Source organism: Candidatus Eremiobacterota bacterium, from assembly GCA_031082125.1.
Classification (GTDB): domain Bacteria; phylum Vulcanimicrobiota; class CADAWZ01; order CADAWZ01; family Ess09-12; genus Ess09-12.
Genome location: JAVHLM010000046.1, coordinates 1 through 23,947, shown reverse-complemented (window position 1 = coordinate 23,947; position 23,947 = coordinate 1). Strand labels below are relative to the sequence as shown.

Here is a 23,947-nt window from a genome sequence, read left to right as displayed (position 1 = left end):
CGCTATGAAAAGGAGTGGAGGTGCCCTGTCATGGCCTGGAAACCTGCTCAAGGCTCATTCCGCATTTTGGACATTTACCGGGCTTGTCTGATACGACTTCGGGATGCATCGGGCAGGAATATACGAGTTTTCCTGCCTTCTTTACCCCAGGCGAGGGTGAGGCGCTGTGCTCAGAAACAGGTGTCGTTGGAGGCGTCAGCGCGGGACCCTGTCCTCCTCCCAGGCATCCCGACATGCCATAAATCAGGAAACAAACGATGAAGCATGCCATGAATGCTTTTCCCTCAACTAATCTCATACTGATGAATCTCCTTTATTCAGCATTGAAATAGAAATTTCTCATTATATCATCTCTTTTTTTTGCTCAGCATGCAATAAGAAAAACTCTGATTTTGATCCCCATCACCCACCCGGGAAGCGCATCCCCGAAGTCCGGACTTTTTCTTATATGAACCCGGACACTCCGGGGGTATAATGAGAATAGGAGAAAGACGGCATTCTTCACTCATCAGGAAAGCACTGCGATTGCCGGAGAAAGCCGATATCGCAGATTTCATCAGGTTTTCATCGTGTCAACGCTCAGAGGAGGCTAAGCGGATTGAATCTTGCCAGTGATAAAATCAGAATATTCCAAGGAGGAATCACAATGTCGCGTCTTATAAGAAAATTGCTCTGGATATGGCTGATAGCGCTCCTGGTCACGCCGGCCTGGGCCGCTCAGCCTCAGCAGTCTTATTTCGAGCTGACCACTCCGGTTCAATGGACCCAGGTTCCTGGGGTTCCGCAGGTTCTCTATGCCCCGGGCCAGAATGCCGATATATTCCAGTATGGCCAGCAGTATTATTACCTCAGCCAGTCGCTGGGGAAGTGGTACACCGCTCCTTCTCTCCAGGGCTCCTGGGTAAGCACCCAGAACATCCCCCAGGTCTTTTACCAGATCCCTCAGACCTATTTCAAGAACCCGTCCAGCTGGAATCAAGGCAATACCACCACCTGGGGGGACGCCTCCATGCAGCCGTGGCAGCTTGGTAATCGGCTGAAATGGTCCAGGGTTCCGGGGGCTCAAGAGATTCAATATGTCCCGGGCCAGAATCTCGATATATTCCAGTATGGCCAGCAGTATTATTACCTCAGCCAGGGGCAGTGGTACAATGCGCCTTCTCTCCAAAGCTCCTGGGTGCAGACCCAGAATGTCCCCCAGGCCTTTTACCAGATCCCTCAAAGCTATTTCAAGAACCCGCCCGGCTGGGCTCAAGGCAATAAAACCGGCTGGAGCGGCGCCTCCTTGCCGCCGGGGCTGACGAATAATCAGTTTCAATGGTCCAGGGTTCCGGGGACTCAACAGGTTTATTACGCCCCGGGCCAGAGCCTCGATATCTTCCGGTTTGGCCAGCAGTACTATTACCTCACCCAGGGGCAGTGGTACAACTCGCCTTCTCTGCAGAACTCCTGGGTGCAGACCCGGGATGTCCCCCAGGCCTTTTACCAGATTCCCCAAAACTATTTCAAGAACTCGAATGGATGGAATCAAGACAATAGAAATCGGTAAATCAATGCCGCGGGGCAGATGAAAAAGCATAATAACAGGGATTCTCAGTAAACAAGCTGATGAAGGGGGGGTCTGGGCAAAGCCGCCGACATGGTGGTCAAGACCATCGATGAAAGGCGTGCCTGGCCAAGCCCCCCGGGCAAAGCACCCGGACAAAATGTCACCAGTGCTTCACTGTAGGAGGTAAGCTATGATTCAGTATTTCCAGGTTCCTGATCAATATCTGCCTGAAGAGAAAAAATATGGAGATGAGAGAGGCATGAACTGGCTCACCAAAGAGGAATTCACAAAATGGGCGGAAACCGCAAAATGCGACTGCGGGGCAAAAATGCTCTATGACGGTGAATCCATGCAATGCGAAAAATACGTGGATCTCATCAATTACAACCCTGTTGACGATGAGCTGCGTTATCACTGGAGCTTCACGATTGAAGAGGCATATGAATAAATACCGCCATTCATTCAGGCTCCAGGCGGGGGAAAATAAAAGGGAAAAACTAGACTTTTTCTTATTGCTTATTCACGGAATAACATAGTATGGTAAATACAGGAGTGAAATACCATACTATTCTGCTGCACATGCTTGACACCCTTAACACGTCAGCCAGGAGGTGGAATGAGAAAAAAGACATCTGCTACGGAAATGAAGCCTGCAGGCACGAGAGATGAAGCGGATACCGCGCCCGGTGAAGGTGAGAAAAGCCTGGAAACCAGGCATAGAAACCTTGTCTATGAGCAGCAGTTATATCACATCGAGCTTGATATGCAGAACAAGGAGCTCATCAGGGCCCAGGCAGTGATCGAGGAATCCAGGGCAAAATACTGCGAGCTTTTCGATTCGGCTCCCGTGGGCTACGTCACTATCGATGAAAAGGGAATCATACGGGAAGCGAACCTCACCATTGCGAAAAAATTGAATCTCGAGCGTGACTTCCTTCTTGGAAAGCCTTTTCTTGTGCACCTCATGGCTGAAGACAGGGACACCTACTATTCCCATCTCAAGCGCATGTTCAGAGAAAAAGAGCCGCAGGTCTGTGAAGTGCGCCTGGTGACAGGCGAAGGCCGTGAATTCGCGGCACTGCTGGAGAGCGCCTGCACGGGTGAGGGGGTATGCAGAACCGCAATAAGTGACATAAGCACCTACAGGAACGCCGCCAATATCCTTGATGCAGTCAATATCGGCATTATTGTGCTGGACATGACCGGCAGGGTCATATCTCTCAGTCAGGCTCTCGAGAAAATTACCGGCTATGGCAGAGAAAAGATTCAAAGAAATAAGATTTCAACACTGGCCCGGAAATTTGTAAAGAAAAGCGACAGGAGACGCGTAGAGGGCCAGTTGAGCCAGGCATTGAAGGAGAGAATCATAGATATCCCGCCTTTTTGCCTCATTGCAAAGGGCGGCCGCGAAGTGCCGGTTTCGGCAGGCATTTCATATGTCAGGGACGCTCATGGCAAGGCTTCTCAGGTCATTGTGGCACTCCAGGATATCACCACGCTTGTAAAGCGGGACCGGGATCTCCAGCATAGCCATGACTTCCAGAAAGACCTCAACTCGCTTCTCCGCCTTTCTCTGCTGGATATAAGCCTGCAGGTGACGCTGGAGCGGGCCCTCTCGATTGTGCTCTCCCTTCCGTGGGCTGGTGCGATGCGAAAGGGAAGCATAGCCCTCATTGAAGGCGACCCTGAAAGGCTCGTGATAAAAGCCCATAGAGAGCTTTCCCGGGAGCACCTGGAGCTGTGCGGCAATATCCCCATAGGCACATGCCTGTGCGGGAAGGCCGCGCAGACGAAAAAGGTGCAGTTTGCCTCCCATGTCGGCACCAGCCACGAGATACGCTCCAAGAATATGGAGCCCCACGGCCATTATTGCATTCCCATCCGCAGCTTCGACAAGGTCTTTGGCGTGCTCAATATTCAGCTTGACGACGGCCATCAGCGGGATCAGAGAGAGGTGGATTTCCTGCTCACTGCTGCAAATACGCTGGCCTCCCTCATCCAGCGGAAGAGCAATGAGCGCCCCCCGGCAGAAAAGACTACCGAGGCGGCAATCGCGAACAGCCTCATGGAAATCTATCCCGGCGCGCTGGTGTCACTCACCCCTGAAGGAAAAATCACCGATGCGAATGGAAAAATCGAATCATATACCGGCGTGCCGAGAGAGAGCCTCATTGAGACAGACTTCTGCGCTTATTTCACCCAGCCAGATAAGGCAAAGAACGGCTGCGAGGAGACCCTCAAAAAGGGTGCGGTGAGAAATTATGAGCTTGAGATCATGCACCGGGAAGGGCGCACCATCCCGGTAGTGATGAATGCTTCCGTGTGCCGCAATGAGGCAGGCAAGGTCATTGGCGCCCTTGCAGGGGCAAGTGATATTTCGGGTAAAAAGCTCTCCGAGCGGAAGCTCCGGGAGAACAATGAGCTCCTGGTGCAATCGGAGAAGCTTGCCGCCATAGGTGAAATGGCCCTGGTCACCTCCCATGAGCTGAGCCAGTCCCTCGCTCATATCGCTTTCATCGTGGAGGTCCTCGAGGCAATTGTCAAGAGAGGCAGGTCTCCTGCAAAAGAGCTGCTCACGGAGCTCACCGCCGCAAAGGAAAATATCTCCCGGGCCACGGATATTGTCAAGGGGCTCAGCGAATTATCCCAGGCAGACACAGGTGAGCCGGGCCCGCTTGACATCGGCATATCCATAGACAATTCCATCAGAATCCTGGGAAGGCAGCTCAGGGAGAGCGCCATAGAGCTCAGGATTGACAGGCCATCTCATGCGGTGATGGCCGTCGCCTCCCCCAACGGGCTCAGCCAGGTGATAGTGAACCTGCTTTCCCATGCCCGCTGTTCACTGGAAGAGTGCAGTGACAGCATGAAAAGGACCATAGACCTCAAGGTGATCCAGGCAGAGAGGACTGTAACTCTGCTGCTGCATGATAACGGCATGGGAATGCCTGAAAAGCATCTCTCCCGCCTGTTCGATCCCTTCTCTCCTGTCAGGGACTCACGCAAAGGCACGGGCCTGGGGCTGTCTCTCTCAAAGAAGATAATTGAGAGGTTCGGAGGCACATTGAAGGCGGAGTCGCGGGAGGGCCTCGGCACCACGATGACGATAACCCTGCACAGGGCGCAGGCTCCGCTTCAGCCTGGCAGGTATCCGGGCAGGTTGAAAGCTTTATGACCGGATTTCCTTATGGAGGAAGGAGCAGTGACGAAAGTGGACTTCGCAGAGGATTTCTGTTATAATTTATATGGCCCCGAAAGCTTGCAGCCACTCTTTTTCCACTCTATTCCATGCCAGGGATCCAAGTACCGCGATAAATTCAATTCGGGGATTCATTCTGACGCACGTGATAAGCTCCGGGCTTATCACGATCTCGTCTGATATGCTGTTGAGCATAAGGAGGGACCTATGAACACTGGAACTGAGGGAAGATTATCCACGGGAGTGAAAGGCATTGATGAAATCCTGAAGGGCGGCCTCATCAAGGGAAATGCGTACCTGCTGCGAGGAGGGCCCGGGGCGGGCAAAACGGTGCTGGGGATGCATTTTCTCACCGCCGCGGCCGTAAAGGGGCAGAAGGCTCTCTTCATCACCCTCGTGGAGTCCACGGAGAAGATTCGCTTCAACGCGCGGGCCATGGCCTTCACGCTCGACAGAATTGATTTTCTTGATGTGAGCCCCACAAAAGATTTTTTTGTCAAGGAGCAGATGTACGACCTCTTCTCCCCCGCTGACGTGGAGCGCGATCCCATCACGCAGTCCATTGTGGCCCAGGTTCAGGCTCTGAAGCCCGTCGCTGTCTTCGTGGACACCATGACCCAGTTCCGGTATCTCTCACCCGATCCGTTCCAGTTCAGGAAGCAGATAGTCTCCTTCATGCGCTTTCTCCAGGAGCTGGAGTGCACGGTGCTCTTTACCTCGGAGCAGAGCGCCGAGGCTCCCGATGATCATCTCCAGTTCATTGCAGACGGGATCATGGACCTTAGTTTTTCCGGATGCATGCGGCATATAAAAGTGACGAAGTTCCGCGGCTCAGATTTCCTCCCCGGCGCCCATTCCATGCGCCTCAGCGGGAAAGGCATGGAGGTCTTCCCGATAATAATACCCGAAGAGTACACAAGGCCCTACACCCCGGAGATCATATCCTCGGGGGTTCCCGGGCTTGATTCCATGCTTCACGGCGGGATCGAGCGCGGCACGGTGACCATCATCACCGGCCCATGCGGCGTGGGAAAGACCACCAGCGGACTGCTCTTCATGAAAGAGGCGGCGACAAGAGGGGAGCGCTCCGTGTTCTATACCTTCGAGGAGAGCAGGGAGAGCATTCTCCACAGAAGCGAAGCGATAAAGATCCCCGTGGCATCGATGCTGAAGAATGAAGCGTTTTCGCTGGTGAAGATAGAGGCCCTTCAATATACCGCCAGTGAGCTCACTTCAATCATCCGCAGGGAGGTGGAAGAAAAGAATGCCCGCGTCATCTGCCTGGACAGCGTCAGCGGATACCGCCTTGCCCTCAAGGGCGAGGACATGATCACCCAGATGCACGCCCTCACAAGATACCTGATGAATATGGGGGTCACCGTCATTCTCATCAACGAGGTGGAGAGCATTACCGGCGATTTCCGCGCCACGGAGATAGGCATCAGCTACCTTGCCGATAATATCATTTTCCTGCGGTACCTCGAGATGGCAGGGGAGCTGCGCAAGGCCATCGGAGTCCTCAAGAAGCGCCTCAGTGATCATGAGAAGATCATGCGGGAGCTGGAGATAACTGCTCAGGGCCTCAGGATCGGGAAGCCGCTCACCTCGTTGAGAGGGATCCTGAGCGGAATGCCCACAGGATTGGAAACAATCAAAGGGGGGGTGTGAGCATGCCCCCCTCTGAAAAAGTCCTTATAGTCGAGTATAACATGCGCAATCTGGAGCTTATCACCGGGTTTCTCCGCGGTGAGGGGTACGAGGTGACAGGTGCCGCCACCATGGAGGAGCTTGACGAGATTTTGAAGGCTCCCGGGATGATAGGGCTCGCGCTCATCGATCTCGTGGGCTTTGACCAGAGGATTTGGGAGCGGAGCGAGATACTCCGGGAAATGAATATTCCCTTCATCATTATCTCCCTTGTGAAAACCGCAGCGCTGGGGCGCGGGGAGTGCGCCGTGCTTCTCAAGCCCCTCGTCGTGAAGGACATGCTCTCCATAGTGAGCACTTTTTTCCAGGAGGCCGCCCGATGAGTGAGATTCTGATCCTGATGGACCAGAAAGAGAACAGGCGCCACCTTGCCGAATGCCTCAAGGCGAGGTACAAAGTGATCTTTGCCGAAAATGATGAAGCGCTTGAGGGCTCCTTTGATATGTGTGTGCTGGATGGCGTCGCCATGGAGCGGTTGTCTGACAAGGTGAGGCAGAGGAAGGAAGCAGAGGAGCCTCTTTTTCTCCCCATTCTTCTCCTTACCACAAAAGATGAGGCGACGTTCACCACGCGGAGCCTCTGGCAGTTCATAGATGAGCTTGTCCATATGCCCGTTGACAGGAGCGATCTTCTCGCCAGGGTGGAGGTGCTCCTCAGGGCCCGGAAGCAGTCAGAGGAATCGGCGTGGACCTATTATGCCCTCTCCAGGAATATCCCTGCGGCAGTCTTCATCGTGCAGGACGAAAAAGTGGTCTATGCCAATCCTCTTGCATCTGCCATCAAGAGCGGTGAAAAAGATCCTGCCGGGAGCAGCTTCTTTGAGCTTTTCCTTCCCGAGTTCCGGGAAACCATTTTGCACTCTTACCGCACCGTGATACAAGGAATCAATGGCACTGCGGCATGCATGGCGGCCTACAAGACAGGCGCAGAGACAAGGCTGGCGGATATCTGCATGGTGCCCATAAGCCACAGGAGAAAAGAGGCCGTCCTTGCAATCGCCAATGATGTGACGGAGCGGATCAATACTGAAAAAAGCCTCCTGCACTCACAGGAGGAGCTGCGCCGCCTCATCTCCCACCAGGACAACGTGAGAGAGGAAGAGAGAGCCCGCATTGCCCGGGAGATTCACGATGAGTTCGGGCAGGCGCTCACTTACATGCGTATTGATCTTCTCTGGATGAATAAGAGGATTCCCGGGTCCATGCCTGTCATCTGCGAAAAGCTCAAAGAGCTCATAGTGACAGTAGATCAGACCATCGAATCGGTGACGAAAATCGCGACGGATCTGAGGCCCCGCATTCTCGATGACCTGGGGCTTGTGACCGCCATGGAATGGCAGGCCAGGGAGTTCAGGAAACATCATGCCATCGAGGTGGAAACCTTTTTCCTTCCTGCCGAAATGAAGGTGAGCCCCGCCTCCACCACCGTCTTTTTCCGGATATTCCAGGAGGCGCTCACCAATATCGCACGCCACTCAAAGGCTACACTGGTGAATGTGCGCCTGCAGAAGAAAAGGGACTCATTGATCCTGGAAGTGATCGACAACGGGATAGGCTGCACGCAGGAAAAGCTCGAACATCCCTCTTCCCTGGGACTTATCGGGATAAGGGAAAGAGTCCTTTCTCTTGGAGGCACTCTTGAAATAACAAGCGAAGAAAGAAAAGGCACCACCATTTTTGCCAGTATTCCAACTGACGGAAGGGGAAAACTCGATGATAGACGTACTGATAGCTGATGATCACCCTCTGATCCGCAAGGGCTTCAAGCAGATTCTTGCAGAGGCTTCAGACATGTACACCCCCCAGGAAGCCTCCACCGGCCAGGAAGTGCTTGAAATGGTAGGAAGGAAGCACTTTGATATTGTTCTGCTGGATATCACCTTTCCCGATATGAACGGGCTGGGAGTCTTAAAGGAGCTCAAGCGGAAGCATCCCCAGCTTCCTGTGATGATGATAAGCATCCATCCCGAGGAGCAGTACGCGGTATCAGCAATGAAGGCCGGCGCCTCGGGGTACCTCACCAAGGGAAGCGCGCCTGACGAGCTGCTCAAAGCCGTCGAAAGGGTCTCTGCAGGCGGGAAATGGATAACGGCGACCCTGGCTGACTCTCTGGCTTCCTTCCTGGAGAATGATGAATCCAAGCCTCTTCACGAGTCCCTCACCTCCCGGGAGTACCAGGTGCTCTGCATGATCGCCTCGGGGTTGTCCACGAATGCGATAGCCGAAAAGCTTTTCCTCAGCAACAAGACAATCTTTTTTTACCGGGATCGCCTCATCAGGAAACTGAACCTCAAGAGCACTTCAGATATAATCCGCTATGCGCTGCGGCACAAAATCATCGAGTCCGAGTGAAAAAAAGGGAGGTCCTGCCTGTGAACGGAGTCAAATCGCCGCCTTCTTCTCCCCAGTCTATCGCCTTCGTCGGGAATTATCTTCCACGCCGCTGCGGCATTGCCACTTTTACCTCCGACCTGCTCACGGCAGTCGCTCAGGAGGCTGACGACACGCAGTGCTGGGCGGTGGCGATGAACGATACTCCCGAGGGCTATCATTACCCCTCGCAGGTGCGCTTCGAGGTGGACAGCAAGAATCTTGCCGATTACCAGCTTGCCGCCGACTTCCTCAACATCAACCAGGTTGACATGGTGAGCCTGCAGTTTGAATACGGCCTCTTCGGGGGAAATTGCGGCTCTTATATCCTGGAGCTCCTCCATGGGCTCCGGATACCCCTGGTGACCACGCTTCACACGGTGCTGCTGGAGCCGGATTCGAAGCAGAAGGCAGTCATGGAAGCGGTAGGAAGCGCCTCCGATGCCATGGTGGTCATGAGCCGCAAGGCCGTTGAGTCACTGAAGGAGGTGTACTCCATCCCGCAGGAAAAGATCCATCTCATCTACCATGGCATTCCCGATATTCCTTTTGTGGATCCCAATTACTACAAGGACCTCTTCGGCGTCGAGGGGCGCCGCGTCATGCTCACCTTCGGCCTTGTGTCTCCGGGCAAGGGCATAGAGCAGGTGATAGACGCTCTCCCGGAGGTGGTGGACAGGCATCCGGATATCGTCTATATCGTGCTGGGGGCGACTCATCCCCACATCATCAAGGAGCATGGGGAGTCATACCGGCTTTCCCTGCAGACCCAGGCCAGGAAGCTGGGCGTCGAGGAGCATCTTATCTTCCACAACAGGTTTGTCGAGCTCAAAGAGCTCTGCGAGTTCATAGGCTCTGCCGACATCTATGTGACGCCTTACCTGAACAAGGACCAGATCGTTTCAGGCACCCTCTCCTATGCCCTGGGGGCCGGAAAGGCCACGATCTCCACCCCGTACTGGTATGCCGAGGAGATGCTTGATGAGGAAAGGGGCCGCATCGTCCCCTTCAACGATCCCGGCGCCATTGCGGAGCAGGTGGTGGAGCTGCTGGAAAATGAAGCGGATCGCCACGCCATGCGCAAGCGCGCGTACACTTTCTGCCGTCCCATGGTCTGGGGGAAAGTGGCCCGCCAGTATCTTGATCTCTTCAGGAAGGTGAAAGGAGGGCGGGAGAGGAGGCCCAAGGTCACCTTCCGCGCAAAAACCCTGGGCCATAAAATCCCTGAGCTGCCGTGGCCCCACTTTGGTCATATGCAGCGGCTCACCGATGACACGGGAATCCTGCAGCATGCCAAGTATATTGTGCCCGATCGCTCCTTCGGCTATTGCACCGACGACAACGCGCGGGCCCTGATTGCCGTGCTGATGGCCCAGGGTATGGTGCCTGACGATACGGTGCTCATTGATCTTGCCTGCAGGTATCTCAGCTACCTCCACAATGCCTTCGACGAGGCCAGCGGGCATTTCAGGAACTTCATGACCTTTGACCGGCGGTGGCTTGATGAGAAAGGCTCTGAAGACAGCCACAGCCGCGCCATCTGGGGCCTGGGAGCGACCATGGCTCTCTCTCGCTCGGCGGGCATCACCAACGCGGCCTACAGTCTCTTCGAGCCCGCCCTGCCCGTTCTGGCCGATTTCACCTCTCCCCGGGCATGGGCATACGGCCTGGTGGGTATTCATATCTATCTTCAGAAGTTCGGCGGCGATCGCGGGGTGCGGAATCTCCGGTCAACGCTGGCCAACCGGCTCTTTGATCTCTATCTCGCCAATGCTTCAAAGGACTGGCAGTGGATTGAGGAGACGCTCACCTATGGGAACGGCATCGTCGCCCAGGCCCTGCTCCTCTCGGGGCAGTGGCTCCAGCAGGAAGACATGGTGGAGGCAGGCTTGAAGATGCTGCACTGGCTTATGCAGATCCAGACGGAGGGGAAGGGGCATTTCGTGCCTGTGGGCAATCACGGCTGGCTCTCGCGGGGAGGGCAGAAAGCCAGGTTCGACCAGCAGCCTATCGAAGCTCAGCATATGATAGAGGCATGCACGGAGGCATACAATATCACGAGGGATAAAAAGTGGCTCGATGAAGCGCGAAAATGCTTTGACTGGTTCATGGGGCGCAATGATCTTAACATCCCCCTTGTCGATTATAAGACGGGAGGCTGCTGTGACGGCCTCACATCCGACGGCGCCAACCAGAACCGCGGCGCGGAGTCAACGGTATGCTACATGATTTCCCTGTTGAGGATGCACATACTCGCGAGCACCTATGTGTGAGGCCGGTCCAGCGACCCCATGATATCCCTGAGCGCCAGCTTTATGACCTTGACCCGCTCGTCGCAGACCCCGCAGAACAGGAGCACATATTCGGGGTCCTCGTCATAGATGCAGGCCGTGGGGAAGACGACATCGGGCACAAAGCCTCTCTTCTCATCAGGCCTGTCCGGCGAGAGTACGGGGATCTTTGAGCGGGCAATGAGCTTTCCGGGATCATCGAGGTCAAAGAGAGCAGCCCCGGCCCGGTAAACACCAATCGGGTCATCTTCTGTCACGCTGCTCACGCCATGATAAAGCTCCAGCCACCCTTGAGGGGTCTTGAGGGGCACCGCCCCGCCCCCGAGCTTATCGCTGTCCCAGAGACCCCGGCGGGGGCTCAGCAGATGGCTGTGGCGCCCCCAGTGGATGAGATCCCGCGAGCGGGCGCATTGCATGGAGAGATATTCGAACTTGTAATATCCTCCCGGCCGGTGGTATGCCACGTAGTCGCCGCCGGCCTTCTCAGGGAGGATCACCACATCCTTGTTTTCCATGGGAAAGATGATCCCGTGCCGCGTGAAGCGGGTAAAGTCAGCCGTTTCGGCAAGAGCCGTCGAGACACCCATGCCCCGTGAGCAGGCCACATAGGTGAGGTAGTACGTGCCCTCCAGGTAAGTAATGCGGGGATCCTCTATCCCGAACTCCTCATATTCCTCACGGGGGAATAAGGCAGGCCCCTCGTCGATTGACAGCACATTGAAGCCGCCGGGGTCAAGTGTGACCAGTTTCAGATATGAAATGAAGGTGAGCCGCATGCGGTTTCCTGGAAAATAGTGAACCCGCACATCCATGGAATCTTCTTCCGGCGCCGGGAGCCAGTCTATTTCCACGTGCAGGGCCCCCTCCTTTGAAGAAGCCCTTGGCGAGGGGACAAGCCCTTTCCTCTGCTCCGCGGGGCGCTCGGCAACACGGGCGAGAAGGTAGATGTTGTCACCGAAGCGCACGGCCCCGGGGTTGAAAACCCCGATCACCTCGAAACCGGGGCAGTGAGGCTTTATGTGCGATGGCTCCAGCAGCGTTTTTTCTCGGATTCTTGGGATCATGGAGACCTCCTGCCTATTTTAATCCCGACGTGGCGATGCCCTCTATGAAATAGCGCTGAAAGAAAAGGTAGGCGAGCAGCACCGGCACCACCATGACAGTCGTTGAAGCGAGCTGTACCGCCACCTGCCCCCCCGCAAGCCCGCCGATCTGAAAAAGAGTGATGAGCTGCGGCAGGGTCATCATCTCCCATTTGCGGATCACCACGATGGGCCAGAGCACATCATTCCAGCTCCCCATGAAGGAGAGCATGCCCACGGTGATGATGGCAGGCCTGGAGAGGGGATAAAATATCCTGAAAAGGATCCCCAGGTCGCTGAGGCCGTCGAGGCGGGCGGCCTCAATGAGATCCTGGGGAATGGTGAGAAAAAACTGCCTGAAGAGAAATATGGAGAATCCGCCCACCATGCCTGGTATGATAAGAGCGAAGTAGGAATCCAGCCAGCCCAGCTTCGTGACCAGCAGGTAAAGAGGGATGAGGGTGAGCTGGGCCGGGATGACCATGGTGAAAATGACAATGCCGAAAATGAAATCCCTGCCCGCAAAGCGGTAACGCGCGAGGCCGAATCCCACCAGCGAGCCCAGCAGAACCTGGCTTGCCGCGATGGCCGATGACACGATGAGGGAATTGAAAAGCCCCCTGAATGCCGGGATTTTCTTGAGCATCAGGTGATACCATTGAAAGGTCACATGGGAAGGCACGGGGTTGAAGGAGAAGATCTCGTTCACCGGCTTCACCGTCGCTGACAGCATCCAGATGAAAGGATAGAGGAACGAGAGGGCTCCCATGGTGAGAAGCACGTAACAGAGGGCTCTCAATGCCATGCCGGACCGTTCTGCCATCTTTTCCTCCTTTAAAAGTAAGGCTCTTTCTCCAGGAATTTTTTCTGCAGCACCACTACTGCCAGTATCACAAGCGCCGTGGTGAGCCCCAGCACGGAGGCATAGTTCATGTCCCAGAAGGAAAACTTCTTGTATATATAGAGGAAGAGGGACATCGAGGCGTCGCCGGGGCCGCCGAAGTTGGTCATCACCAGGGGCTCCACGAAGAGGGAGAAAGCCCCCATGGTGGAGAGCATGACCACCATGACAAAAGTCGGGTTCAAGAGGGGAAGGGTAATCCTCCAGAAGCTCTCCCAGGGCGTCACGCCGTCAAGCTCAGCGGCTTCATAGACCGAGCGCGGTATACTCTGGAGCCCCGCCAGCAGTATGATGACGGTGAATCCCACGTTTTTCCAGGTGGCGTGAACGGCAAGGGAGAAGATGGCCAGGCTCTCGCTGGTAAGCCATCCTATGGGCGCCATACCGAAGAGCCTGCCCAGGATCTGGTTGATAATGCCGCTGTCCTTGTTGAGGAGATAGAGCCAGAGAATGGTGGTCACCGCCCCCGATATGATGACGGGGAAAAAATAGGCGGCCCTGAAGAACGCCTTGCCCGCAATCCTGCTGTTCAATGCCACGGCAAGAAGAAGGGCTATGCCCACCTGGAGGGGCACGTTGATGAGCACGAAAGCCAGCGTGTTCCTCCAGGCATGGAAAAAGACCTCGTCGCCGCACATCCGGGCCACGTATTTCAGGCCCACGAAGGGCATCTCGCCCCCCAGGTTGAACTGGAAAAAGACGAGCTTGATGCAGTAATAAAGGGGCCATGCGGTAAAAAGGGCGAAGTAAAGCAGGAAGGGTGCCGCAAACAGGTACCCCTTCAGGGCTTCATCCTTTCTGCTCTTCTTCATCGCCTCAAGGCTCCTCTATTCCATAAGCTCTTTCATCCGCGCTTCCGCCCTGGTGAGCGCGTCCCGGGGAGTGCGGATCCCCCTTACGGCACAGTCAGCATATTCCATGGAGAGCACATCAAAGATCTCCATGATGCGGGTCGCCTGGTCTATGGAATGCGCACCCGGCACCGCGTGCGCAAATTTTTTCAGCACCGGGTAAGTGGAAAATGCTTCCGCGCAGTCGGGGCTTGTCTCGATATGCCGCCGGTACACGAGCTGGCAGCACTTTTTCACCAGCAGGCCGTCGTTTTTGCTGTTCACCATGAATTCCACGAAACGGGCGCAGGCTTCCGGGTGCCTGGAAGTGGTAAATATTCCTATGCACTTGGGATCTGCAAAAGTGTGTGAAGCCCCCTTCCGCCGCTCCCCGGGCACGGGAAGGGGGAAGACGTCATAGGAAATGGCGCTCCCCTCGACGGCCAGGTTGGCCACATTCCAGGGGCCTGAAATATTGACGGCCACGCGCTCGTTCAGGAAGGGGTCTCCCGGCGTAATCTCCAGAGGAGCAAAGCCCCTGCGGAAGTTTTCACTGAGGAAGCTCATCACCGCGAGCGCCGGGTCATTGTCAATGGAAGGCATGCCCTGGCGGTCAAGAAGGGTATGCCCTCCGGAAGCGGCGATATAGAGGGCATAAAAATCGAAAAACCGCTTGTGCCAGGTCACCGACGCGTCAAAGAAGGTCATCGAGACACCCTTATGGCTTCCTGTAATCGCCGCCGCCGCTTTCATCCATTCGGAGTAAGTTCCGGGGGGCACGGCACCGGACTCCCTGAAAATCCGCATATTACAGAACATGAGGATGGGATTGCATTTCCATGGCACCTGGTACAGGTGGCTGTCCGGGGACACGAATTCTCTCAGGGAATCCTCCGGCACCCTCTCTTTCAGGGCGGTCATAAGCTCAGGATAGCTGTCAAGGGCCACCAGCGCCTTTGCCCGGCGGAACTGCTCCACCAGGGTCGGCGAGATATTGGCGCAGATATCGGGAGTGGTGCGGGCAATGACGGAAGCCATGAGGATCTCCTCCGAAGAGCGCCCTTCCGGCACCGGCTGAGATTTGACCTGTATGTCGGGATGGTCATTATTCCATTGACGGACCACCTCGCCGGCCCATTCAATCTCGTAGGGGTTGCTGGAGACCCAGAGGGTAATGACGGTTTTTGACGGTGCCGGTGAATTTTTCGCGCATCCCCCGGGGAAAGGGAGGAGCGCCATAAGCAGCAAGGAAAGAAAAAGACGAATAGAGGGCATGTACCAGGAATTCTCTAAAAAGGCTCACTCTCCTATATATGGCAGTCAATAATTCGCCGTCATCAGGATTTTATATTTTCTCAAAAACTAGACTTTTTCTTATAGAAAACCGGCAGATACCATGCTATTTTAATACATGGAATTATTAAAACATGTTACAAGAAAGGCGGATTACCATGCGAAACCGGATAATTTTTCTCTTGATTGGCTGTCTTCTCATCGGAAGTGCCTTCATTTATGCAGGCTGCGGCGGCGGCTCAAGCGACAGCTCAAATAATAACTACAATCCAAATCCTACCTATTCCCCTGTGACTGGGCCTTATATCTATACCTATACCTCAACGGATAACGAAAATCATAATCATACTGCGAGAGTCTACGGCACTTCCCTGAGCGCTCCTGACGCAAGCGGCTGGACTGATACAAGCTCGCAGGTCCTTAGTCACACTCATACGATGGCCCTCACCCAGGCACAATTGTCTTCCATAAACTCGGGCCAGTACGTGACAGTCACCTCATCAACGGCTGCAAACCCGACGACGGGCTATTCCCATTCCCACACATGGACTGTCTACAAAGCCTTCAATCAGGCTTCTTCTGCCGCTGACAACCATTCGCATGATCTGGTGGTGAGCACCAGCGATCTCACCAATCCCCCTGCTCAAGGAGTGACTTACAACACGACCACGGCCCTGAGTCATTACCATACTGTCAGCATTTCGCAGCAGCAGCTCTCTTCCCTCAACAATGGCGCATCAGTGACCGTCAATACTTCAACTGCCACCAATCCAGTCACCGGCGTGAGTCACTACCATACCTACACGGACCTCTTGAAACCCTGGTAGTCAGATGATACATCGCCGCTAAGAAGGCGAAAACTCAAAGCCGGCAGGGAATTTCTTCAGCCGGCTCTTTTTTTTCTGTCCAGAATCCGCCTTTTCCAGTAAAACGCCCGACACCTGGAATAAAATCTTTTATTTTTCGTAGTCCTCAGAGACAGCACATATATCCAATGGAGGTCTATTGAATGAAAAGACTACTGGTAATCATCTTCACCACCGTCTTCTGCTTCGTGACATGCCTGATGGGGATGCAGGGCGCATGGGCGGAGGGAGCGCAGAACACCACAAACAGCACGACGACGAATAACGGCACCAACTGCTCGAACAACGGTAACGGGCACTACCAGAACAACCCCGCCGGCACGCACAACAATACAAATACCACGACGACGAATAACGGCACCAACTGCTCGAACAACGGTAACGGGCACCACCAGAACAACCCCGCCGGCACGCAGAACACCACTACAACGAATAACGGCACCAATAACGGGCACAACGCAAACTGGAACAATAACAACGGGCATAATACAAACTGGAACAACAACAACGGGCATAATACAAACTGGAATAACAATAACAACGGGCACAACGCAAGCTGTAACAATAACAACGGGCATAATGCAAACTGGAATAACAATAACAACGGGCACAATGCAAACTGGAATAACAATAACAACGGGCACAACGCAAACTGGAATAACAATAACAACGGGCACAACGCAAACTGGAATAACAATAACAACGGGCACAACGCAAGCTGGAATAACAATAACAACGGGCACAACGCAAGCTGTAACAATAATTCGCAGAATAATGCCTGGAATGCTCAGCATGACAATGATGATAAACAGCAGAACAAAAAGGACAAGAAGAAAAAAGATAAGAAGAAGTAGCAGCTTCAGTGCAGAGTGAAAAGCCTGTATAAAAAATCAGGGACCGATAGGTCCCTGATTTTTTGTATCTTTAATTTTTCTACGAAGGCTTCAATGATGTTACCGGCCCGCTTAACGATGCTTGGAGTTTCCTCCATTGTTGTTCTGCTTGGGTGAGCCTCCGCCATTGTTGTTCTGCTTGGGTGAGCCGCCATTCATATTGTTCTGCTGGTGGGAGCCTCCGCCATTGTTGCCCTGCTTAGGTGAGCCGCCACTCATATTGATCTGCTGGTGAGAGCCTCCGCCATTGTTGTTCTGCTTGGGTGAGCCTCCACTCATATTGATCTGCTGGTGGGAGCTGCCGCCTTTGTTGTTCTGCTTGGGTGAGCCGCCCATGCTTTTCTGCGGATGCTTCCCTCCGTTATTAAGCTGCTGCTTGATCATTCCGCTGTTTATCTGCTGATGAAGGTTTCCTTTCCCATTGGTCCGGGGTTTCAGAGTGCCGACCAGCCGGGTGACAGTTCCGTTATTTCTCTGAATAGTGCCGAGCAGGCTTCCTGCAGGAATCGCAAATTTGCCTTTCTGGCTTTGAAATTTATGGAATTGGATCGCTGCATTGTTAATAATGACGGAGTTATTGACAATCCCGTTGCGATAGAAACCATTTGCTCTGGGAGTAGGTGCCCATGTATGCATACCGCCAAACCCTAAGTTTCCCCAGATTCCCGGGTAGTAACCTCCCTTCGGGTTATTGTAATACCCGAAGTAGGCGGGATTGAGCATTGACATAGGTACCTGTGCAGATACACCAGTATTAAAGCCATTATAAACACCATTATAGACTCCGTTACCCCAGAGTCCCGAGTAGTAACCTCCCGCCGGGTAATTGTAATAGCCGAAGGAGGCGGGATCTTCCACTATATTTTGATTTCCCCAGTTGGTGGTTCTGGAATTCCACCAGTCACCTACCAGGACTCCAAAGAGATACTCTATCAGAGGATTTCCTGAGGTGATGACTGAAGAAGGATTGTATTGTGGCAGATAGTACCGATTTGCCACCGCTGGCATAATCTCGACGGCGTCATTATCATATACTATCCTCTGGTAGCTGTTTGTCTTCAGATTGCCTGCCCTGTAAACCTCATTACGATATGCCTGGACGGCACTCATCACATCCCGCTGCTGATTGATAAGCGCATATCCAAGAGTCTGAGTCCATGTGAGATCATTATTCATCCTGTAAAGTACGTCAGGAAAATAAAGCAGCGCCTTTACACTGGGATCCCAGTCGGTAGAGGGCATGCTGGTCACCTGCCCGCTATTGCCCTTCAGATATCTCGCTGCCTGGACCACCTCATCAGGCACGGTCGCGGCTACAAGAACATTCGAGAGCATATCATCGGGGTAGAGCGCCACGGGAGCGACAACAGTCTGGAGCTCCTGTATCGACAGAAGTCTGGCCTGAGCCTCTCTTTGCCCGGGAATTGCAGCGAGGAAAAGCAAGACTATAACAAATAATATAATCACACATTTTTTTGATATCACTGACTTGCTGTTCATAATGTTCACCTCTTTCATTTAAACTTGTTCTGCGAAGTGGACTGCTGCCCCCGGGGCAGACCATGATAATATCTCCAGGGCTTTCTGATCTTATAGTATCAAACTTATTGACTGATTAACATCAGGAAAACTCCAATTCTTTCCTCCCTTGTCAAAATGGCCCTTTTTGAGCTCTTGTGCTTCTCAATGAAAGTCAAGAGTTATTCTTATTGTATCTCTCAATGACAAGGTATATGATTAAATAAGAAGTAAGATAACGTTTGAAAGGGAGGCGAAAGAGTATGGAGATCAATGTGAATCGAGGTGACCCCGAGCGCCGGGAATCCGATTCGGCATGGTATATGTCGGGTTGGCTTATCGTGATAGTGCTCTTGGTTGCAGGAGTTATGGTGGGAGGCTGGTTTGTATTTAACCCCATGCCGAGTCAGCAGGCACAGGCGCCGTCGCAGACCACGGTGGTGGTGCCGCAGGCCGAAAGTAAGCCGGCAGAGGCGCCGTCGCATACTACTGTGGTAGTCCCTGTCCCTGTGCGGGTTCAGAGTCAGCCAGGCCCACAAGGACCGGCTGGTGAGTCCGGGACGACTGGTGCTTCCGGACCGGCTGGTGAGTCTGGACCGGCTGGCGCATCTGGACCGGCCGGCACGTCCGGACCGGCTGGTGCATCTGGACCGGCTGGCGCGTCTGGACCGGCTGGCACGTCCGGTAAATAACAGCCAGCGTGAGGCGGCACTGTTGGCGTCATCCGGTTCAGGATGTCGCCAACAGTGCAGTGCAGAGAAAAGAGAAATTTTCTGTGAAGTAAGCAAGAGTTTTATACCGCCCGGCGAATCTTTTTACAGGACCATCTTGTCTCTGATTATGCGGTGAACATAGTCAGAAACAAGGTGGTCCTCTTCCTTGCCCGGGAATAAATTGGAGCGTAATTCACCGGCAGTGCTCCTCAGAGAAGCGGGAGATGGAATATTTTCAGTGAAAGAGGTATATTAATTGTATGACGAGCATTAAAATAAAGAGAAACCGGCAGACCTTCGTCTGCGATCCCCGCCGTGTGATTGCCAAGTATCTCAACCTGGGGAGCGGCACAAGGGAAAAGGGGATCATCGGGCGCATCCTCTCACTGCCTGGAGCTGACTGCAAGGTGCTGCTTGATGAGGTGCTCGAGGAATTCTCCGGCCGCCACCGTGCCATCAGGGAGATTCTCCTTTCCAATTTCACCCGTGTAAAGCACCATCTGGAGAATCCCGATGAGCTTTCACCTGAGCGCCGGCTCCTGATCGGCGCGTATTTCACCCATGAATATTCCGTGGAGTCAACGGCCCTTTTCAATCCCTCAATTGTTCCCCATGTTGATCAGAGCGGCCTCCCTTCCGGCTCATTGCGGTTCATCATGAGCTTAAGGGCAATCGGCGAAGGGCATGTCTCCTCCATAGTTTTTCGCAGCGGGGTCATTAACAGGGAGAACCACATTCTGATGGATCCTTTGAGCCATTTTCTGGAAATGCCCCGCGTGGAGCTCAACCCGGTCTACGATGTGCATACCTTTTTACTCAAGCTGAAAGAGATGGGAGTCCTCAATGAGCCAAGCCAGGCTATTTTTAACAAGCTCCCAAAAAGGTTCCACTATAGACAGCTGATGGAATGTATAAAAAAGGAAAAGGCCCTGCATTCAAAGGACCTCTCGTTCACTGAAACGGCGAGAATAATCGAATGGATCGCCCAGTCAAACTATGAAGAGACCTTCCGAGAAGAAAGCCTCCTGTCGGAGAGAGTGATTTTCCCTGTCTCCAGGGATGAAAGCAAGGGCATTGAAGACGCCCGATTCGTGAAATTCACCGATGATGACGGCGAGGTTATCTACTTTGCCACCTATACCGCTTATAACGGCAATTCCATTCTTCCCATGCTGATTGAAACGAGAGACTTCATCTCGTTCCGCATGTGCACCCTGAACGGGAAGGCTGCCATAGGGAAGGGGATGGCTCTGTTTCCCAGGAAGATAAATGGAAAATATACCATCATCTCAAGGCAGGATGGAGAAAACCTCTTCATCATGCAGTCCGATAACCTGCATTTCTGGGATGAAAAAGAGCTTCTGAAAGTGCCTGAAGAGACCTGGGAGCTGCTGCTGGTGGGAAACTGCGGCTCCCCCATTGAGACAGAGCATGGCTGGATTCTTCTTACCCACGGTGTGGGGCCCATGAGGAAATATTGCATTGGCGTGGTGCTCCTCGATCTTGACGATCCCTCGAAGATAATCGGGCGCCTGAGAGATCCCCTCATCTTCCCCAGGGAGGATGAGCGGGAAGGCTATGTTCCCAATGTCGTATATACCTGCGGCGCCCTCATCCACAATGGCGAGCTGATTATTCCCTACGCCGTCTCTGACACCTCTTCGGGCATTGCCACCGTGAAACTGGAGAATCTTATACAGGGCATGGTGCGAAGCGAAATTCCGCGTGGGATCAGCCCGCTGCTGTAGCCGGGATCGAGTCCCCCCCGCTTCTTTCACGAAGACTGGAGTATTTCTTATATGAACCTTGGCGCTCCAGGGGTATAATAAGAGAGAGGTGATGCGCCATGGGAGCTGAAAAGAGAGAAAAGCATGCCGCCTTTTATTCTCCTGCAATAAGAGCCTTTTTGCTCAGTATCTGCATCATCATAATCCTGTTTCTTTACGGTTGCGCAAAAATATACCTGCTCTTTTCGGGGCCTGTCCGCAGGAATGAGAGCAAGGCATGAAAACTTGGCGCCTGCCCGGTTTACACCGGTGTGCCTGAATTGATCGCGCCCCCCTCCAATGTCGGGTTTCCGGTGAATCACAACCTCACTTTCTGCAGCCGCAAGGCGTTGCTGATGACCGAGACAGAGCTCAGGCTCATCGCGGCGCCGGCAATGACCGGGCTGAGCAGCAGCCCGAAGAACGGGTAAAGCACCCCCGCCGCCACAGGAATACCCAGCGCGTTGTAGAGAAAAGCGAAGAACAGGTTCTGCCGGATGTTCCGCATGGTGGCGCGGCTGAGGCGGATGGCCCTGGCAATGCCGCGGAGGTCGCCTCTCACCAGGGTGATGCCTGCGCTTTGCATGGCCACATCGGTGCCTGTGCCCATGGCAATGCCGACTTCAGCTTCGCTGAGGGCGGGCGCGTCATTGATGCCGTCGCCGGCCATCGCAACGTGTTTCCCTTCAGCGCGCAGCTTTTTGATATGGGCGACCTTGCCGGCGGGGGCGATCTCCGCTGCCACGGATTCAAGGCCGAGTTGCCGGGCCACTGCGGCGGCCGTGCGGCGGTTGTCGCCGGTGAGCATGACGAGCTCCAGCCCGAGAGCGTGGAGCTCGCGGATGGCTTCGGGTGCGGTGGATTTGACCGGGTCGGCGACGGCGAGGATTCCAGCCGGCTTGCCATTTACGGCGACAAACACCGCGGTCCTGCCTTCCTCCTGAAGTTTCGCCGCCGAGGCTTCATGTGGCTCCAGGCCAGTGATCTTTTCATTTCGCAGGAAATCCGGAGTGCCGATCATCACCGCACGATCAGCAACGGTGCCGAGAACGCCACCACCTGTCACCGAACGAAAGTCTCTCACCGTCTCTAAAACGATACCTTGTTCCTTTGCGCCCTGCACGATTGCAGCGGCGAGCGGGTGTTCGCTGTTCTGTTCCAGTGAGGCGGCGAGACGCAAGAATTCCTTCGTGTCGAAACCGATGGCGGGAATAGCATCCATGAGCCTGGGTCTGCCCTCCGTGAGAGTACCCGTCTTGTCCACGACGAGCGTGGTGACTTTTTCCAGCCGTTCCAGCGCCTCGGCGTTTTTCACGAGCACGCCTGCCTGCGCACCGCGTCCGACGCCGACCATGATGGACATTGGCGTAGCCAGGCCGAGAGCGCACGGGCAGGCGATGATGAGGACCGCGACGGCGTTGATGATGGCATGCGCGAGCTTTGGCTCCGGACCAAGCCACATCCAGATGACGAAGGTAAGTAAAGAAACAGCCAGCACCACCGGCACGAAGATGCCCGCGACCTTGTCTGCGAGGCCTTGGATAGGCGCGCGGCTGCGCTGGGCCTCGGCAACCATATTCACGATCTGCCCGAGAAGCGTGTCGCTGCCAATCCGCTCGGCGCGCATCACGAAACTGCCCGGGCCATTGACGGTGCCGCCCGTCACTTTGTCACCGACGGTCTTTTCCACCGGGAGCGGTTCACCGGTGATCATGGACTCTTCCACGCTGGAGTGACCTTCGACCACCGCGCCGTCAACGGGCACCCTGTCACCTGGAACCACGCGCAGCAGGTCACCGGCTTTCACCTGGCCGAGAGGCACTTCATGATCGCCTCCCGGTGCGACTTGCCGCGCCATGGGCGGTGCGAGGTTCAGCAGCGCTTTGATGGCGCTTCCCGTGCGGCTGCGGGCACGGAGTTCGAGCACCTGGCCGAGGAGCACCAGTACAACGATCATTGCCGCGGCCTCAAAATAGATGGCGACCTTGCCCTCGTGCTGCATCGTGTGGGGAAATATGCCGGGCATGAGCATCGCCACGGCGCTGAAGATGAATGCTGCACCCACGCCGATGGCTATCAGCGTGAACATGTTCAAATGACGCGTCACGAGGGAACGCCAGCCACGCTGGAAAAACGGCCAGCCAGCCCACCAGACCACCGGTGTGGTGAGCGCAAATTGTATCCAGCGTGAGGTGTGGCTGTTCACCCAGGACTGCCTGGCAAGTGCCGGGATCATATGAGCCATCGCCAGGACAAAGACCGGCAACGTCAGCGCGGCGCCGATCCAGAATCGCTTCGTCATGGCGCGCAGCTCGGCGTTCTCATCGTCACCCATGCCCGCAGTCACAGTCTTTGGTTCCAGGGCCATGCCGCACCTGGGGCACTCGCCGGGCTTGTCGGACTCCACCCCGGGACACATCGGGCAAAAATAGAGAGCGGCAGCGGATGGCGTCACCGCTGAGTGTTCGTCACCGGGCCTGCCGTGGCAGCACTCACCGTGGACAGGCGCAGATTCAGCATTGACTCCGCAGCATGGGATCTTGGTAAGGTCCGCAGGCGGGGCCTTGGCCAGAAACTTTTTACGGCAGTGCTCGCAGCAAAAGTAGAACGTCTCACCATCGCGTTCAGCGTGGAGTGCCGTCGCTTCGTCCACCGTCATTCCGCAAATCGGGTCTTTGGCTATTGTGGTGCCCTCTCTTTTCTCGCTCGAGAAAAAGTGGTTCTCAAGTCTGTTTATTCACTCCAGTTCACGAAGCGGCGTCGTTCTTGTGAAACTTCTTCTTTGTTCAAGTTACTCCTCGTGCCTGCGATGGGGCATCTCTCTCCTTTTACCATTATACCTTTTCAATTCCCCGATTCAAATGAGAAAAATTCTGGTTTTGAAATAACCCATTCTCTTGACCCGGGATCTTCACTCCCTTTTCATAGACCAGGAAGGGCTTGCCTTCTGAGAGGGAGCCGAAGGTGAAA

At 54.5% G+C, this 23,947-nt stretch carries 18 protein-coding genes; 11 read left to right on the top strand and 7 right to left on the bottom strand.

The features are described from left to right. Positions 1–28 precede the first annotated feature (28 nt). Positions 29–235, bottom strand: coding sequence for a heavy metal-binding domain-containing protein (locus RDV48_29500; protein ID MDQ7826971.1), 207 nt, complete (start codon positions 233–235; stop codon positions 29–31). A 411-nt stretch (positions 236–646) separates the two neighbouring features. On the opposite strand from RDV48_29500, the gene RDV48_29495 reads away from it, so the two are divergent. From RDV48_29495 to RDV48_29460, 8 genes are all read left to right on the top strand, one after another. After that, complete coding sequence (locus tag RDV48_29495) at positions 647–1,549, top strand: hypothetical protein (GenBank protein MDQ7826970.1); 903 nt, start codon at positions 647–649, stop codon at positions 1,547–1,549. Between the two features lie 259 nt (positions 1,550–1,808). After that, on the top strand, positions 1,809–1,997 hold the full coding sequence (locus tag RDV48_29490) for a hypothetical protein (protein ID MDQ7826969.1): 189 nt from the start codon (positions 1,809–1,811) through the stop codon (positions 1,995–1,997). Between the two features lie 168 nt (positions 1,998–2,165). Continuing rightward, a complete protein-coding gene (locus RDV48_29485; GenBank protein ID MDQ7826968.1) occupies positions 2,166–4,724 on the top strand; it encodes a PAS domain S-box protein in 2,559 nt (852 codons plus the stop codon). 231 nt (positions 4,725–4,955) lie between these two features. After that, entirely contained in the window at positions 4,956–6,416 is a 1,461-nt protein-coding gene (locus RDV48_29480) for an ATPase domain-containing protein (protein ID MDQ7826967.1), read from the top strand. Between the two features lie 2 nt (positions 6,417–6,418). Continuing rightward, complete coding sequence (locus tag RDV48_29475; protein MDQ7826966.1) at positions 6,419–6,778, top strand: response regulator; 360 nt, start codon at positions 6,419–6,421, stop codon at positions 6,776–6,778. Next, on the top strand, positions 6,775–8,190 hold the full coding sequence (locus RDV48_29470; protein ID MDQ7826965.1) for a histidine kinase: 1,416 nt from the start codon (positions 6,775–6,777) through the stop codon (positions 8,188–8,190). Before RDV48_29475 ends, RDV48_29470 begins: the two co-directional genes overlap by 4 nt. After that, positions 8,168–8,806: a response regulator transcription factor gene (locus tag RDV48_29465; GenBank protein ID MDQ7826964.1), complete on the top strand. Its 639-nt coding sequence runs from the start codon at positions 8,168–8,170 to the stop codon at positions 8,804–8,806. Before RDV48_29470 ends, RDV48_29465 begins: the two co-directional genes overlap by 23 nt. A 20-nt stretch (positions 8,807–8,826) precedes the next feature. After that, on the top strand, positions 8,827–11,097 hold the full coding sequence (locus RDV48_29460) for a glycosyltransferase family 4 protein (GenBank protein ID MDQ7826963.1): 2,271 nt from the start codon (positions 8,827–8,829) through the stop codon (positions 11,095–11,097). Here RDV48_29460 and RDV48_29455 read toward each other — a convergent pair. From RDV48_29455 to RDV48_29440, 4 genes are read right to left on the bottom strand one after another with little or no spacing between them, the layout of a single operon-like run. After that, entirely contained in the window at positions 11,088–12,179 is a 1,092-nt protein-coding gene (locus RDV48_29455; protein MDQ7826962.1) for a hypothetical protein, read from the bottom strand. The two genes, RDV48_29460 and RDV48_29455, sit on opposite strands and share 10 nt — an antisense overlap. 13 nt (positions 12,180–12,192) lie before the next feature. Next, positions 12,193–13,020, bottom strand: coding sequence for a carbohydrate ABC transporter permease (locus RDV48_29450; GenBank protein ID MDQ7826961.1), 828 nt, complete (start codon positions 13,018–13,020; stop codon positions 12,193–12,195). Between the two features lie 11 nt (positions 13,021–13,031). Then, the gene (locus tag RDV48_29445) at positions 13,032–13,910 is read right to left on the bottom strand and encodes a sugar ABC transporter permease (GenBank protein MDQ7826960.1); all 879 of its coding nucleotides are present in this window, start codon (positions 13,908–13,910) and stop codon (positions 13,032–13,034) included. Between the two features lie 15 nt (positions 13,911–13,925). After that, complete coding sequence (locus RDV48_29440; protein MDQ7826959.1) at positions 13,926–15,203, bottom strand: extracellular solute-binding protein; 1,278 nt, start codon at positions 15,201–15,203, stop codon at positions 13,926–13,928. A gap of 176 nt (positions 15,204–15,379) precedes the next feature. Between RDV48_29440 and RDV48_29435 the strand changes: the two genes are divergently transcribed. Next, a complete protein-coding gene (locus RDV48_29435; protein ID MDQ7826958.1) occupies positions 15,380–16,048 on the top strand; it encodes a hypothetical protein in 669 nt (222 codons plus the stop codon). A 182-nt stretch (positions 16,049–16,230) separates the two neighbouring features. Next, positions 16,231–16,941: a hypothetical protein gene (locus RDV48_29430; protein MDQ7826957.1), complete on the top strand. Its 711-nt coding sequence runs from the start codon at positions 16,231–16,233 to the stop codon at positions 16,939–16,941. Positions 16,942–17,052: 111 nt separating this feature from the next. Here the strand turns inward: RDV48_29430 and RDV48_29425 are convergent, their stop codons facing one another. Further along, positions 17,053–18,480, bottom strand: a complete 1,428-nt coding sequence (locus RDV48_29425) for a DUF3300 domain-containing protein (protein MDQ7826956.1) — start codon at positions 18,478–18,480, stop codon at positions 17,053–17,055. Positions 18,481–19,471: 991 nt separating this feature from the next. On the opposite strand from RDV48_29425, the gene RDV48_29420 reads away from it, so the two are divergent. Beyond that, positions 19,472–20,959, top strand: coding sequence for a glycoside hydrolase family 130 protein (locus RDV48_29420; GenBank protein MDQ7826955.1), 1,488 nt, complete (start codon positions 19,472–19,474; stop codon positions 20,957–20,959). 337 nt (positions 20,960–21,296) lie between these two features. Here the strand turns inward: RDV48_29420 and RDV48_29415 are convergent, their stop codons facing one another. Then, the gene (locus tag RDV48_29415; protein MDQ7826954.1) at positions 21,297–23,660 is read right to left on the bottom strand and encodes a heavy metal translocating P-type ATPase; all 2,364 of its coding nucleotides are present in this window, start codon (positions 23,658–23,660) and stop codon (positions 21,297–21,299) included. Between the last annotated feature and the right edge of the window lie 287 nt (positions 23,661–23,947).